This window comes from Micromonospora sp. KC723 (assembly GCF_004348595.1).
Classification (GTDB): domain Bacteria; phylum Actinomycetota; class Actinomycetes; order Mycobacteriales; family Micromonosporaceae; genus Micromonospora.
This window is the reverse complement of record NZ_SMKD01000141.1, coordinates 1-13,569: the sequence shown is the minus strand read 5'-3', so window position 1 is coordinate 13,569 and position 13,569 is coordinate 1. Positions and strand designations below refer to the sequence as shown.

General features: G+C 68.4%; 13 protein-coding genes, 1 tRNA gene and 4 pseudogenes. 9 read left to right on the top strand and 9 right to left on the bottom strand.

The genetic code is table 11. The features are described from left to right. The first annotated feature begins 44 nt into the window (after window positions 1-44). The 4 genes from E1165_RS29190 (at window position 45) to E1165_RS23880 (ending at window position 1,809) form a co-directional block, all read left to right on the top strand. A complete protein-coding gene (locus tag E1165_RS29190; RefSeq protein ID WP_165945310.1) occupies window positions 45-350 on the top strand; it encodes a hypothetical protein in 306 nt (101 codons plus the stop codon). A gap of 4 nt (window positions 351-354) precedes the next feature. After that, window positions 355-666 (top strand): hypothetical protein, encoded by a 312-nt coding sequence (locus tag E1165_RS29185; protein WP_165945308.1) that lies wholly within the window; start codon window positions 355-357, stop codon window positions 664-666. A 169-nt stretch (window positions 667-835) separates the two neighbouring features. Then, window positions 836-1,246 carry a DUF4145 domain-containing protein gene (locus tag E1165_RS30855; RefSeq protein WP_371687390.1) on the top strand — a complete coding sequence of 137 codons (411 nt, stop codon included), beginning with the start codon at window positions 836-838 and terminating at the stop codon, window positions 1,244-1,246. Between the two features lie 125 nt (window positions 1,247-1,371). Continuing rightward, window positions 1,372-1,809: a hypothetical protein gene (locus E1165_RS23880; protein WP_132393986.1), complete on the top strand. Its 438-nt coding sequence runs from the start codon at window positions 1,372-1,374 to the stop codon at window positions 1,807-1,809. A 215-nt stretch (window positions 1,810-2,024) separates the two neighbouring features. On the opposite strand, the pseudogene E1165_RS23875 reads toward E1165_RS23880, so the two are convergent. From E1165_RS23875 to E1165_RS23865, 3 genes and pseudogenes are all read right to left on the bottom strand, one after another. Continuing rightward, a pseudogene (locus tag E1165_RS23875) lies at window positions 2,025-2,548 on the bottom strand (transposase); the annotation flags it as partial. 18 nt (window positions 2,549-2,566) lie between these two features. Beyond that, window positions 2,567-3,697: an IS30 family transposase gene (locus tag E1165_RS23870; protein ID WP_243704958.1), complete on the bottom strand. Its 1,131-nt coding sequence runs from the start codon at window positions 3,695-3,697 to the stop codon at window positions 2,567-2,569. Next, entirely contained in the window at window positions 3,678-4,334 is a 657-nt protein-coding gene (locus tag E1165_RS23865) for a transposase (RefSeq protein ID WP_256370692.1), read from the bottom strand. The genes E1165_RS23870 and E1165_RS23865 overlap by 20 nt, the downstream gene beginning before the upstream one ends. A gap of 437 nt (window positions 4,335-4,771) precedes the next feature. Between E1165_RS23865 and E1165_RS23860 the strand changes: the two are divergent. Beyond that, a pseudogene (locus E1165_RS23860) lies at window positions 4,772-4,927 on the top strand (YccF domain-containing protein); the annotation flags it as partial. A gap of 398 nt (window positions 4,928-5,325) precedes the next feature. Continuing rightward, window positions 5,326-5,673, top strand: coding sequence for an ArsR/SmtB family transcription factor (locus E1165_RS23855; RefSeq protein WP_371687392.1), 348 nt, complete (start codon window positions 5,326-5,328; stop codon window positions 5,671-5,673). A 575-nt stretch (window positions 5,674-6,248) separates the two neighbouring features. Here the strand turns inward: E1165_RS23855 and E1165_RS30140 are convergent. Further along, window positions 6,249-6,487, bottom strand: a pseudogene (locus E1165_RS30140) (hypothetical protein); the annotation flags it as partial. A gap of 100 nt (window positions 6,488-6,587) precedes the next feature. Continuing rightward, entirely contained in the window at window positions 6,588-8,708 is a 2,121-nt protein-coding gene (locus E1165_RS23845) for an ABC transporter substrate-binding protein (protein ID WP_165945309.1), read from the bottom strand. Between the two features lie 262 nt (window positions 8,709-8,970). Here E1165_RS23845 and E1165_RS30435 point away from each other — a divergent pair, with 262 nt between their 5' ends. Both E1165_RS30435 and E1165_RS23835 read left to right on the top strand, forming a co-directional pair. After that, window positions 8,971-9,369, top strand: coding sequence for a DUF1524 domain-containing protein (locus tag E1165_RS30435; protein WP_371687391.1), 399 nt, complete (start codon window positions 8,971-8,973; stop codon window positions 9,367-9,369). A 627-nt stretch (window positions 9,370-9,996) separates the two neighbouring features. Continuing rightward, window positions 9,997-11,070: an IS110 family transposase gene (locus tag E1165_RS23835; protein ID WP_132393983.1), complete on the top strand. Its 1,074-nt coding sequence runs from the start codon at window positions 9,997-9,999 to the stop codon at window positions 11,068-11,070. Between the two features lie 14 nt (window positions 11,071-11,084). Here the strand turns inward: E1165_RS23835 and E1165_RS23830 are convergent, their stop codons facing one another. The 3 genes from E1165_RS23830 to E1165_RS23820 all read right to left on the bottom strand — a co-directional run bounded on the left by E1165_RS23830 (window position 11,085) and on the right by E1165_RS23820 (window position 12,305). Then, window positions 11,085-11,438, bottom strand: coding sequence for an Arm DNA-binding domain-containing protein (locus E1165_RS23830; protein ID WP_132393982.1), 354 nt, complete (start codon window positions 11,436-11,438; stop codon window positions 11,085-11,087). A gap of 115 nt (window positions 11,439-11,553) precedes the next feature. Then, a tRNA-Ala gene (locus E1165_RS23825) sits at window positions 11,554-11,626 on the bottom strand. A gap of 88 nt (window positions 11,627-11,714) precedes the next feature. Further along, window positions 11,715-12,305 (bottom strand): YqgE/AlgH family protein, encoded by a 591-nt coding sequence (locus tag E1165_RS23820; protein ID WP_132393981.1) that lies wholly within the window; start codon window positions 12,303-12,305, stop codon window positions 11,715-11,717. A gap of 150 nt (window positions 12,306-12,455) precedes the next feature. On the opposite strand from E1165_RS23820, the gene E1165_RS23815 reads away from it, so the two are divergent. Then, window positions 12,456-13,259 (top strand): S-methyl-5'-thioadenosine phosphorylase, encoded by an 804-nt coding sequence (locus tag E1165_RS23815; RefSeq protein ID WP_132393980.1) that lies wholly within the window; start codon window positions 12,456-12,458, stop codon window positions 13,257-13,259. A gap of 35 nt (window positions 13,260-13,294) precedes the next feature. On the opposite strand, the pseudogene E1165_RS23810 reads toward E1165_RS23815, so the two are convergent. Continuing rightward, window positions 13,295-13,569 (bottom strand): annotated as a pseudogene (locus E1165_RS23810) (hypothetical protein); the annotation flags it as partial.

Genomic DNA, 13,569 nt, shown 5'->3' with positions numbered 1-13,569 from the left:
GGTGGAGCCGAGGGGACTCGAACCCCTGACCCCCGCCCAACCCCGTGACAGCGGCCGAGATCCTCAAGATTCGCGACGCCCGCCCCGCCGGACCACCACCCCGGCCCGCGTCCCAGCCGCTGCGCGTCGAACGCCGTGTCAGCTGCCGAGGAGCCCTCGTCATCGCCGGCCAACGCATCCACGTCGGCATCGCCCACGCCGGAGCAACCCTGACCGTCGAAGCCGCCGACACCACCTTCCGCATCCACGACGGCGACCAGCTCCTCACCGAGGTTCCCCGCACCACCGTCAAGGACGTCGCCCGGTTCAAGGTCCGCAAACCCGAACCGCCACGAGCTGAGCAAGGATGAGGCCGTGGACGAACAACCCACCTTCACCGACCCGTGGTGGGACCTACGCAGAGACGATCCCGCCGAACGACAACAACGCCAAACCCTGCACGCCGAACTTCTTATCGAGGTGGCCCCTGGCCACCCGCTACACGGCCAGCCCACCAGGATCGTTGCCAGGTCGGAGGCATCGGATGACATCCTCGTCCAACTCCCCGGACGCTGGGCACTCATTCACCTCACCTGGAAAGGCGTCCCGGAGACACCACCCTGGCCGAAGACCAAGTTCTACGACACCATCCACAACCTCGTGCAGGACCTACACGAGGCAGACTGAACATCAACGGAAGAACAAGATCGTCTAGCCGGACGTGTCACACACGTCCCGAGACTGATCTGTCACGCAGGTCCTGAGACCCGACACTCTATCGGCCATCGATAACCACTGGCATGATCCATGGCTTCGTCCGCCGACCCCCAGACACGCTCGGTCCAACCCCAGGAACGTGTCATGGTCTGCGGCGACGGTTGTCATGGTCAGGCGAACCCTAGAGGGCATCTGTCGAGATAACGGCATTGAGGATCGAAACCTCGCCTCAGCACTTGTAAAGATGGAGGAAGAGGGCCTAATCGACAGGACCATTGCTCAGTGGGCTAAACATCTCCGCCTGCTGGGAAACCAGGGCGCTCACTTCACCGGAAGTCCGATCAGCCGTGAGGACGCGAACGGCGCTTTGACTTTCACAGAGGCGCTACTGGATCAGATCTACGTCTTGATAAAGCGTTTTGACGAATTTAAACAACGGCGCGAGGCAAGGGCGTCCCAGGGCGTGTCTGACAAAAGGTTGAGCGTTCTGGCTGGAACTCTGGTCCCGTGTCGCGTTTTCAGTTGCTCTCGGATGCCCAGTGGTCGTTGATCGAGGGGATGCTCCCGAAACCGACGGGACGTCCGGGCCGGAAGGGAACGGCCGGCGACGTATAATCGCGGTGAGGGCGAAGCGCCAGGCCGAGATTCCGGCACCGGTGTGAGGGAGGGGTCAGGATGTTCGGTTCGAAGAAGAAGCTCAACGATCTGATGGCGCAGCTCAGGCCCGACCTGAGTCGGGAATCGCTCGGCGTCGGGCCCGACTTCCCGGGCGTCGCCCCGAACCCGCTCTTGAGCAGTGATGCACGGAAGCGCAATGCGGAACTGCGTACGGGGGCGCTTGCGCTCGGCGTTCTCGTCGCCTGGCGGGAGGTCAACAGCAACCCCCGCGTGGTCCTGATGTTCGACGTGGAGACCGCCGACGGCATCTCGTTCCGCGGTATCGCAGACGAAAACCTCACGATCACCGAGCTCACCCGACTCGCCCCAGGACAGACGTTGCCCGTGCGCTACCGGCCGGCCGTCATGGACCACTACGTCGCCCTTGCCCGGGACGCGGACCCCGCCCGTGTGCAGCAGCTCTCTGACGAGATCGCGAGCCGCAAGCGGACCTGACCCGAAGCCACGCCGCAATCGCATGTATCCACGCTTTGTCAGACACGCCCTAGTAGGCTGCTACCTCCGGTGCCTGCCGGCGTAGCCCTGCGCCAGCCAGTTTCTGACCGAGCACACGTCCTGGTGGGCTAAGGACGCTAGGGCGTAACCACTGAGCGCCCCGCGTCGATTCAACCGCGTGGTTCAGGACCCTGCTGGTTCCAGTTCATCGACTTGCGCCGTAGCTCCGAAATCTGGGCCAGCAACGGCACGAACTCCGCCCACGCCTGCTCCCACAACCTGACGATCGCCGGATACCGGTCGCCCCAGGCTCGACGAACTCGGTGAAGCGGGCTCGGGCGGCGGCTTCGGTCGGCGCGGTGTAGACCGGCCGCAGCGCTTTGGCAATGGCGTCCCAGTGCTGCCGGCCGGCATACCGGCACGAGGCCCGCAGCAAATGGATCACGCACGTTTGCACGACGGCTTCGGGCCACACCTCACCGATCGCGTCGGGTAGGCCTTTGAGCCCGTCGCAGACCACCATGCACGCGTCGGCGACGCCGCGGTTCTTCAACTCCGTGAGGACCTGCAGCCAAAACTTGGCGCCCTCGCCGCCGTCACCGGCCCACAGACCGAGGATGTCCCGGGTGCCCTCGACGGTGACGGCCAGGGCCAGGTAGATAGGCCGATTGGCGATTTTCCCATCGCGGATCTTCACATGCACCGCGTCGAGGAAGATCACCGGATAGACCGGGCGGTTTCCAGCGAACGTCGCGAATCATCTCATCGATTGACGTTGCCATCGTCGCATCATCTGGTTGGGGCTGTTGTCGTTGAGGCACAGACGTGGCCGGTCGTTGAGCTCGGCGGCGATCCGGTCGAGTTGGCAGTTGGTCCAGGCGCCGAGGTCGGTTCCTTTGGGCAGGTACTGGCGTAGGAGCCCGTTGGTGTTTTCGTTGGTGCCGCGCTGCCACGGCGAGTGCGGGTCCGCGAAGTAGATCTTGAGTCCGGTGGCCTGCTCGATTCGCTCGTGGTGGAACATCTCATTGCCCTGATCCCAGGTCAATGACCGCCGCAGCGCAGGCGGGAACTGGGTGAAGACGTCGATCAGGGAGTCGCCGACCGATCGGGCGTTGTGCCCGCGGGGCAGCCGGACCAGGACGGTCAGTCGGGTCTTGCGTTCTACCAGTGTCGCGATCGCTGAACGCTGACCGGCGCCGACGATCAGATCTCCTTCCCAGTGCCCGACCTGCCGTCGGGAGGCGACACTGGCGGGTCTCTGCCGGATCGACTTCATGTTGGTGGACTGCTTCAGCGCTCCCTCCCGGGACCGGCCCCGGCCACGGCGGTGCCGGTAGGTGCGGCCGGTGCGCAGGTTGGCCGAGTCGCTGGGCAGGATCAGCCCCTGGTAGACGGCCTCGTAGATGGTCTCGGCACACACGTGCCAGGCCGGCCGACGGCGATGGCGACGACGAAGCCATCGGCTGATCTGAGGTGGCGACCAACGCCGTCGCAGCCTGTCGGCAACCAGCTCCCTCAACGGGGCGTCGATGACGAACAGGCGAGGCTTGGGACGCCGGCGCCGCAGGTATGCCTGATTGTGCGCATACCACGGCTGGTAACGGCCATCCGGCTTCCGGTTTCTGGCGATCTCGCGATAGACGCTTTGGTAGCTCTTCCCGATCCGGGCGGCGATTGCCTTGACTGGCTCCCCGCGAGCGAGCCCATCGGCGATCTCGATCCGGTCGTCCTGGCTCAGGTACCGCGGGCTGATCGGTCTCTCCACGAAACTCACGCGGCCAGCGTCGATGAACCACAACGACCCGCAGCTCATCGACACACCCACCTGCTGGGCGGCAGCCGCCCCGGACAGCCCCGTCCTGACCAACTCAAAGTAGCGACGCTTCACCGCCACCGGCATCTTGTTCGGCGCGTACCTCGGCACACGAATCCCTCCGTTCAGGATTCGCGACGTTCGCTGGAAACCGCCCCGGGTCCAGGGGCCGGTTCTGCCACTCGGCCATGCCCTCGACGACCTTGTCGGTGATCGTCGAGATCGTCTGCCGCGACACCTCGGCGCCGTAGACCTCGGCGAGGTGGGCCTGGATCTCCCCGGTGGTCAAGCCCATTGCCGACAGGGAGATCACCATGTCGTCCACCCCCGACAACCGGCGCTGACGCTTGCGCACGATCTGCGGCGTGAACGACCCGTCCCGGTCGCGCGGCACGTCGATCTCAACCGGGCCGACGTCGGTCAGCACCGTCTTGGCCCGCACACCATTGCGGGAGTTCCCGCCGTTCTTGCCCGCCGGTTCGCCCTTGTCATAGCCCAGGTGATCGGTGATCTCACCTTCCAGGGCTGATTCCAGGACACGCTTCGTGAGCTGTTGCAGCAGACCACCATCCCCGGTCAGCTGCAGACCCGCCGCACGGGCCTGCTCCACCAGCTGAGCGACCAGCTCCGCGTCGACACCGTCCGCCGGCTGCCCCGGCCCGTTCTTCGCCACCGCGGCAGTATCCACGGCGATCGTCGATCCTTCGGACATCAGGTGCTACTCCTTGATCAGGAGTTACACCGTTCGTCTTACAGTCCCCGCCATCGCAGCATGCTCGGCTCAGTGGCCGATGCGTGGCCGTGTCAACACCGGCTTCACCCGGGGGATCTTCAGGTCGGTGTTCATACGGGTGGCGACGTCGGCGGCGAGTTGCGGTCCGTGGGCGAAGCTCCAGCCGCCGTCGCGGAGGTTGGTGATGGCCGCGTCGTGCGTACACGACGCTTTCGTCGCTCCAGAGCACGGCGGTGCCCTGCGCTGTGGTGTGGCTGTTGCCCACGGCTTCGCCGAGAAGTGTCAGGCAGTTGCTGGCGTTGTCAAGGACGCCGACGGTTTCCCACTTGTCGCGGCGTCCCTGCGCGAGTCGCTTGTGGTTGAGGCTGACGCACCGCACCGCTTGGGCAGGCGACGCGATGAGGCCACCGTCCTCGATGGTGCTCGACGGCTGGTGGCTGGTCCTGGCCCCTATCCTCGCCGACATCGCGCTGTGTATCACGATCATCGGCATCCCGTTCGGCATCGCCAACTTCAAGCTCGTTCCCGCCGCGTTCTTGCCCCTCGGCCGCGAGGCTGTCGACGCACCATAGAAGCAGCGGCCCCCTGATTCACGGCGCTGGCCGAGTCTGCAGGAGAAGAGCCGGCCCGAGCGATCACGGGGGGAGCCACCCGAGCCGGACGCCGACAAACTACACCCACGACACGCCGCCGCAGACCATCCATCGGTGGGCTTCGACCCGGGGGCCCTGCGGATCGTCTAGGGGCAGCTCTCGCCATCGCATTGGCGCTGGGTTGAGCGTTGGGCGGCCAGCTGGAGGTGCTGTTGTCCTGTGGCGACCGGGCACCTCGACGCCACCTTCGAGCCGCAGAATGTCGATACGGCGACACGATGTGGACGGCCACCCGTGACGTCAGCGTGATCCGTCCCTCGTTTTGCCCGCCTTGTGGCGGTGTTGCTGCGACGATGCAGGGCGTGGGATCAACGAACATGACGACGCCTGCCATCTCGCCCCTTGCCGGCGAGCCGATCGACCGCGCCGACGCCGAGCGGCTCGCGGGAGTGCTGAAGGCTTTCGCTGACCCGGCTCGGCTGCGTCTACTCAGCCTGATCCAGTCGTCTCCGCAGGGCGAGGCGTCGGTGAGTGACCTCACCGCGCCGCTCGGGCTGTCCCAGCCCACCGTGAGCCATCACCTTCGGATCCTCACCGAGGCCGGCCTCCTCGAACGGGACAAGCGCGGCGTGTGGGCGTACTACCGTCTGGTGCCGTCCGCGATCGCGGGTATCGCCGAACTGTTGACGCCGCCCCGCAAGCGCGCGACGAAGAAGACTCGCTGACCAGCACTGCCGAAGACCGGCGCCGCGGGCGCTCGGCGCCGCGCGGGTCAAGCGTGCGCCGGCAGGCCACGGCACCGGCGGCGGGTCGGCCAGCTTCAGCCCTTCACCAACCAGCGTGAGGATCGGGTAACTCGGCGGAGACCCGGGCCGCGACGTCCAGCGAGCGGTGCCTCAGCCGCTGCATCGGCAGCCGAGAATCGGCACGCACCGCTCGGCTGCCGCGTCGTGACCACGGCTTCCGGTGGTGTCCAAGACTGGGGCCTTGGCCCAGGTCAGGGTCTTTGAGATGCCGGTACAGTCGCAGCTGATTGCGTTTGACGACCGTAAGCAGATGCCGCGCGTTCTTGGTTAAGTCAGCCAGCGGGCGTGCTTGCGCTGCCGAGCTGACGGCCGTGGACAGCCGCCCTCGGGGCACCGTCATGCGCGTGCCAACAGTTTCTGCGGTTTCTCGCCGCGCACTGGCTGGCGTAGCTCCGGTACCGGCCTTCTACCGGGTCTCCGACGTGTTTGATGTGCTGTAGCAGCCCTCGCGTCCGTCGAGGAAATCGCCGCCGATCTGCTGAGGTGGGCTGGGTTCACCGCGTGCTGGGAACGGATCCGATAGTGACCACGTGCGCCCACTCGGGTGGGGACTCCGGCCGGTAGTCGGGATCGTCTCGTTGCACCGCGCGGCGCGGGGAAAGATTCCCACGACGGTCCGAGAAGGGGGCTGTGAGGTCGGACAGGGCGTCTGTCCGTCGGTCAACACGACGATGACGTCCGGGCAGGGTGTCTCGCGCGACACCCGGGCGAAACCGGCCCGTAGATCCGTACCTCACGGCACGCTATAAGGGCAGCGCCGTCGCCGCAACCGAATTGACTACGGGCAGCCCGGCCACGTCACATCGGCCGCGACGCCTGACCCGGAGGCGTGGTCACTCCTCAGACGTCGGATCCACCCGGATCAGGCAGCGCGGGTCCTGCAACGTCGCCGGCCGCTGTCGCCGGGCGAGCGACTTCAGCAGCGACTCCCGCAGAGGCAGCCCGAAGAGGGCGGCCGAGTCGCCCGCAAGATCGGTGAAGCTGGGACAGGAGACCCGGGATCTGATCTCGTCGTTGGCGACGATCTCTACCCCACCGGCGTCGGACAGGACGGTGGTGGACTCGTCGTCGACGGAGACGACGTAGCCGCGCAACTGCCGCATCGGCGGCTCCGTCGCCGAGGCGTCCGGGTCGGCGACGGAACCGTCGGGTGACCGGCTGGGCTCCGGCGTGATCTGCGGGCGGGCCACCTGGATCGCGGTGGACGGCAGGATCGGGGTGGTCACCACCGCGTACAGCACGCCGAGTGCCAGCACCGCCGCCAGGGCGCCGCTGGTCCGCACGAAAGCGACGACGGAGGCCGGCCGCAGCGGCGCATCGACGCCGGCCAGCAGCAGCGCCACCGGCCAACCCGCGATCAGGGCGAGCACCGGCTCGTCCCGGGCCAGCGCGCAGACCACGATCGCGGCGGACACCACCGCGAGGGCCGACAACCCGAACCCGCGCCACCGGCGCGACCCGCGCCGCCCGGTGACCGCCGACTGGCGGGCGACGAACAGCGCCAGGATCCACGCCGGGGCGAACACCAGGGGGGTACTCGCGGCGGCGGCCACCCCGCTCGCCCAGACCACCCAGCCCGGTGCCCGCGCCGTCCACCGCGCCACCGTGTACGCGGCGCTCAGCCGCTGCCGGTCGGCCCGGTCCACGGCGGCACTGAGCGCCACCGACCCGACGGTGAGGATCAGCACGGGTACCGCCGCGAAGACCCACACCACGGACAGGCTCACCGTGGCGAGGAAGTTGATCGGGTTCACGCTCTGGGCCAGCATCAGCGTGAACTGCCGGTCGCCACCGGACTGGATCCACAGGTAGAGCGCGGACACCGCCACCGGCACACCCAGCAACAGCGACCACGGCCCTGGCGACGGCGAACCGATCCCCGTGTCGCCCATTGGTGACGTGGGCCGACCGGGGGCCGGGCGCTCCACGGCCGCGGTGAGTCGGACCGCCCGCCGGGTCGCGCGCCGCCGCCGGTGCGCCACCGTCCTGCCGTGACGTGACGGCGCCGGTACGGTCGCAGCAACGCCCGGCGGTGTCCTCGCCATCGCGTCCGCCGGGGCCTGCCCGTCCCCCGCGCCCCGCAGCAGGGTTCCCTCCGGCCGGGGCTGGCGGCCGGTGTACCCGGCCCGGGCCAGGGTGCGGTCCGCCGCCCGCTGCCACGCCCCGCCCCGCCCCTTGGCGTAGCTCACCTGCAGGAACGAGCCGACCAGCGCCTTGAGGTACGGATCACGGCGGCTGACACCGATGCCGTAACGCTGCACCGGCTCCTCGATGGCGGGGGTGAAAACCCGCAACACTCCGCGCGAGGCGTACGCGTGGCCGCGCAGCAGGATCTCATCGCCGACGACCGCGTCGAGCCGTCCGGCGAGCACCTCGCTGACACAACGACCGACGTCCGGGCGGGCCTCCACCGGGCGCGTCCGCGTCATGATGACCTCGGCGACCGATCCCGACACCACACACAGACGGGAGTTCCCACCGCGCGGCGGCGGCCACGCCGTGCGGCTGGCCACCACGGTCCGTCCCACCAGGTAGGGGCCGGCGAACTCGATCACCCGCTGGCGTTCCGTGGTTATCAGCAGGCCGGCGAAGACGACATCGACCCGGCCCTCGACCAGCGCCGACACCCGTTCGGACGCCCGCACCGACACGAAGACCGGCCGAAGGCCGAGCGAACGCGCGAACGCGCCGGCCAGCTCCACGTCGAACCCGTCGAACACCCCACCGCGGCCCTCCTCGCCGAGCAGCGGCTGGTCGGGGAACACCCCGACCCGCAGGTCCCGCCCGGCCACCGACGAGCGGCGTAGGTAATCCGAGACCGTGGCGGTTTTCGGTGCCGCCACGGTGAACGCGATCGCGGACAGGCCAGCCAGCGCCAGGGCGACGAACAGCGCGACGCCTCGACGCCGCGGCGGCCGCGCGGCTGCCGGGCGCCCAGGGGCGAGGACAAGCATGCCACCATCCCTAATCGGCGAGCTCACCGGCCGACGGGCCGGTGACCCGATCATCGCCGGGCCGCGCACCTGCGGCGAGCAACCGCGGTGTCGGCATCCTGACTACGACAGGTCTATCGCCACGTCACCCGAAACCGCTACGGTCGCTCGCCGGACTGAACGGACCGGACGGCCGGTTCGCCAAACGCCCATGTGCCGGCGGCTTGGTCACGGCCGAAGAGCCGGAATGTCGAAGATTTAGGTTCACCGTTGCCCGTCGGCCATTGCCACGCCCCGAGACCTCTTCCCCCACTGGCAAGACGCCGACGGCGACGGCTGCAACACCCGCTACGAAGTCCTCATCACCGAAGCCACCACCACACCGACCACCGGCTCCGGCTGCACACTCACCGGCGGACGCTGGTACTCCTACTACGACAACACCTCCTGGACCCAACCCGCAGACCTCGACATCGACCACCTGGTCCCCCTCGCCGAAGCCTGGGACTCCGGCGCCCGCACCTGGACCACCAGCCGCCGCCAGTCCTACGCCAACGACCTCGGCGACAACCGCCCCCTAGTCGCCGTCACCGACAACGTCAACCAAGCCAAGGGAGACCAGGACCCCGCCACCTGGATGCCCTCCTACATCCCCGCCCACTGCCGCTACATCAACGAATGAATCGCGGTGAAGATCCGCTGGCACCTCACCGTCGACACCACCGAGAAGAACACCCTCACCAGCTTGGCCAACACCTGCGCCAACGTCACCATCACCGTCGTCCGCGCCTCCTGACAGTCACCCTCTTGCACGCTGGTCTGGCAGCCCCAGGCGCCCCCGAGACACGGGGCACGAGCTGGACGGGCTCAGGCCGGTCCCCGCGCTGCATCGGCGCGGGGACCGGCCGTCGGTGGCCTGCGGCCGAAGCTGCTCCACCTGCACCCAGCCGTGGCCAGCAGCCCAGCGGCGACCTCGCCGACCTGCTCAGGTTCACCGTCGACCCACCACACCCGCCAGCACCCGGCGAGGGGCTGTCTCGCTAACGGCACCTCTCTTGTCAACCTGCCGGCAGCAGAGAGGTTTCCAACTTGTTGGATTGGTGGCGGAGATCAGGGTCTGCAGCCATGATCTCCGAGGTTGTGGTCGGGGTCGCTCGGGAAACACCTGCCGCCCACGGGCTGGCCCTCGAACGGCCTGCGCCCCGGCCACAACCGCCGGCGAGAGTGGCTCGAGAGAGGTCTGTTAAGCCCGAAGTTGGTCTGCCCTCCTCGCCGGATCCTCCCTTTTCCGGTCCTGCAAGGAGAACCCGTGCCCGCCGCAGCATCAACACCGCCCCGGGTCGTCATCGCCATCGATCCTCACAAGGCGTCCTGGACCGCCGTCGCGGTCGACAACCGACTCCAGCCACTGGCCGCGATCCGCGTCGAGGTCAACCGCGACGGCTACCGGCAATTACGTCGCTTCGCCGGCCGCTGGTCACACGCCGTCTGGGCGGTCGAAGGCGCCACCGGCCTCGGCGCCACGTTAACCTCTCGTCTGGCAGCCGACGGTGTCGACGTGGTTGATGTGCCCGCGAAACTCGCCCGCCGCGTTCGGATGCTCTCCACCGGGCACGGCCGCAAAACCGACCAGGCCGACGCCCTGTCAGTCGGAATCGCCGCACACACCGCTGCTCGACTCAACACCGCCGTCGTCGATGAGACCATCGCCGCCCTGCGGTGCCTGACCGAACATCGCGATGACCTCGTCCGCGGCCGCACCCAGATCGTCAACCGGCTGCATGCACTGCTGGCGCAGCTCATTCCCGCCGGTCTGCCCCGCGGACTGACCGCCGACAACGCAGCCGCTGCGCTCCGCGGCATCCGCCCCAGGGCCGTGTCGGCCCGCACCATGCGCCAGGTCGCCGTGGAACTGCTCCAAGAGGTGCGCCGCCTCGACCGGCGCATCGACGAGGCAACAGCAACGCTGTCCGCCGCGGTCGCAGCCTCCGGCACCACCCTGACCGATCTACACGGCATCGGCGACGTCACCGCCGCGAAGATCCTGGCCCGCGCCGGAGCCGTCAACAGGTTCCGGTCGCAGGCCGCATTCGCCTCGTACTGCGGTGTCGCGCCGATAGAAGTCTCCTCCGGTGACATCCAACGACACCGCCTCTCGCGCGCCGGCGACCGACAGCTGAACTACGCCCTGCACGTCATGGCCATGGCCATGGCCATGGCCCAGATCAAACGAGCAACCCCCGGCCGGGACTACTACCAGCACAAACGAGCCGCAGGCAAAACCCACAAGGAAGCCATGCGCTGCCTGAAACGACGCCTGTCCGACGTCGTCTACCGCACCATGATCAAAGATACGGAAACCTCTCTGCTGCCGGCAGGTTGACAAGAGAGGTGCCGTTAGATCCACAGACCCCCGGCGATGAGTGAATAACTGTGATGCGTGCGGATAACGCCCTGATCATGGCCGAATGTGCTACAGATCTTGACCTGGCAATTCAAGATCTGTAGCGTGGTGATGGCGACGTCGAGTTCTCGCTCCTGAAGCCACTCGACGAGCTCAGCAGCGACAGTGCCATCCTCGGCAAGGTTCGCATTGCCGAACTGGGCTCGCGCCTCTCGCTCTGCTCGCTCCGCAAGCTTCTCGGTCTTGAAGCCCCGTCGGCGCATCTGACGCCGCTTGCCATCGCGCCCCTTTGGGAGGTCGATGGTGAACTCCCAGGACTTGCGCTTGCTGTCGTAGTTAACCGCCATGGTGAACCCCCGTGGTCACAAGTACCGTTCGGAGATTCAAACGTAACTGATCTTTGCGACCACGGGCGTGACTCAAGATCATCGCCCGTGATCAATACCACCAGGTCAAACCAGGTGGAGCCGAGGGGACTCGAACCCCTGACCCCCACACTGCCAGTGTGGTGCGCTACCAGCTGCGCCACGGCCCCTTGCTCGTCCCCGGCGTCCCGGGCACGGAGAGAACTATACACACGGCCACGGCGATGGTCATCTTGCGGGGGTCCCCTCCGCCTGGCCTCAGTTCAGCGCCACGTCCGGGGGGAAGTGGGCGACCGCCGCCATCATCCCGCCCTGCCGGCGCAGCACCATCGGCCACAGGTCGTCGGGCCGGTCGACGAAGGCGTCACCGGGCAGGGCGTCGAAGACGAACCACGACCCCTCCTCGATCTCCTGCTCCAACTGGCCGGCGCCCCAGCCGGAGTAGCCGGCGAAGACCCGGATGCCGCCGATGCTGTCGCGCAGCTTCTCCGGGTCCGCCGACAGGTCCACCGTGCCGACCGCGCCGGAGATCTGCTGGAAGCCCTTCAGCCGCCGCATCGGATGCCGCATCCTGGCCAGGCAGATCGCCGAGTCCGGCTGGACGGGGCCGCCCTCGAAGAGCACCGCGGGGTGCCGGGCCAGGTCGCTCCAGTCACCAAGGACATCGGCCACCGGCACCTCGGTGGCCCGGTTGAGCACCACACCGAGCGCCCCACCGGCCTCGTGTGCCACCAGCAGGACCACCGTACGGTCGAAGTTCGGATCCTTCAGGGCCGGAGTCGCGACCAGCAGCCGCCCGGTCATCGACTCCGTGGCTCGACCGCCGATCGCGCGTCCCTCCTCCTGCATCTCGGACATCGTCAGCCGCGCGCCCGGTCGGGTAACGGGGCGTCGCCGAGGGTCCGTGCTGTCAGCGCCATGCCTGGCACCATAGCTTGCGCCCGGGGCGGTGGCTAAGGTCTGAGCGGCAGATGATCGAGCGGCTACAGGGGAGGACCATTGAGCCCTACGGCGGACATCGCGGTGATCGGCGGGTCGGGCCTGTACGCGTTGCTCGACGGCGCGACCGCGCACGAGGTGCGCACGCCGTACGGGCCTGCCTCGGATCCCGTCACCATCGCCGAGGTGGGCGGTCGCCGGGTGGCGTTCCTCCCCCGGCACGGCCGGGACCACCGGCACCCCCCGCACCTGATCCCGTACCGCGCCAACCTGTGGGCGCTGCGTTCGCTCGGGGTGCGTCAGGTGCTCGCCCCGTGCGCGGTGGGCGGGCTCCGGCCGGAGTTGGGGCCGGGCACCTTCGTGGTGCCGGACCAGCTCGTCGACCGGACCGCCGGGCGCACCCAGACCTACTACGACCAGGGCGCGGTGCACGTCTCGTTCGCCGACCCGTACTGCCCGGTCGGGCGACGTACGCTGCTCGCGGCGGCGGCCGGACGGGACGTGGCGGCGGTGGACGGCGGCACGGTGGTGGTGGTCGAGGGGCCGCGCTTCTCCACCCGCGCCGAGTCCCGGTGGTACGCCTCGATGGGCGGCACGGTGGTCAACATGACCGGGCATCCGGAGGCGGTGCTCGCCCGCGAACTGGCGCTCTGCTACACCTCGATCGCGCTCGTCACCGACCTGGACGCGGGCGTGACGGCCGGCGAGTCGGTCACCCAGGCGGAGGTGTTCCGGGTGTTCGCGGAGAACACCGACCGGCTGCGCGGGGTGCTGCTGGACGCGGTGGCGGCGCTGCCGGCCGAACGGGACTGCCCGTGCGGGCACGCCCTGGACGGCATCAAGCTGCCCTTCCCCCTGCCCTGAGCCGCTCCCCCGCCGGTGCGCGATCCGGTCCCGGCTCAGTGGGGCTGTTCGGTGAGCACCCGTCCGGTGAGGACGTCGAGCACCGGCCGGGTACCCAGCGGCGCGGCGAGCGTGACGGTGACCGGTTCCAGCACGAGCTGTTCGGTGCACATCCCGGTGGAGCGGACCACCCCGCCGCCGATCACCACGACGTCGTCGTACTCCTGCACCAGCGGGGTGATCCCGGTGTCGCAGGCGCCGACGCCGAGCAGGTAGGTGACCGTCGCACCGTCGACGTCGCGGAGCTGTGCGGGAGCGACCACCTCGGGCG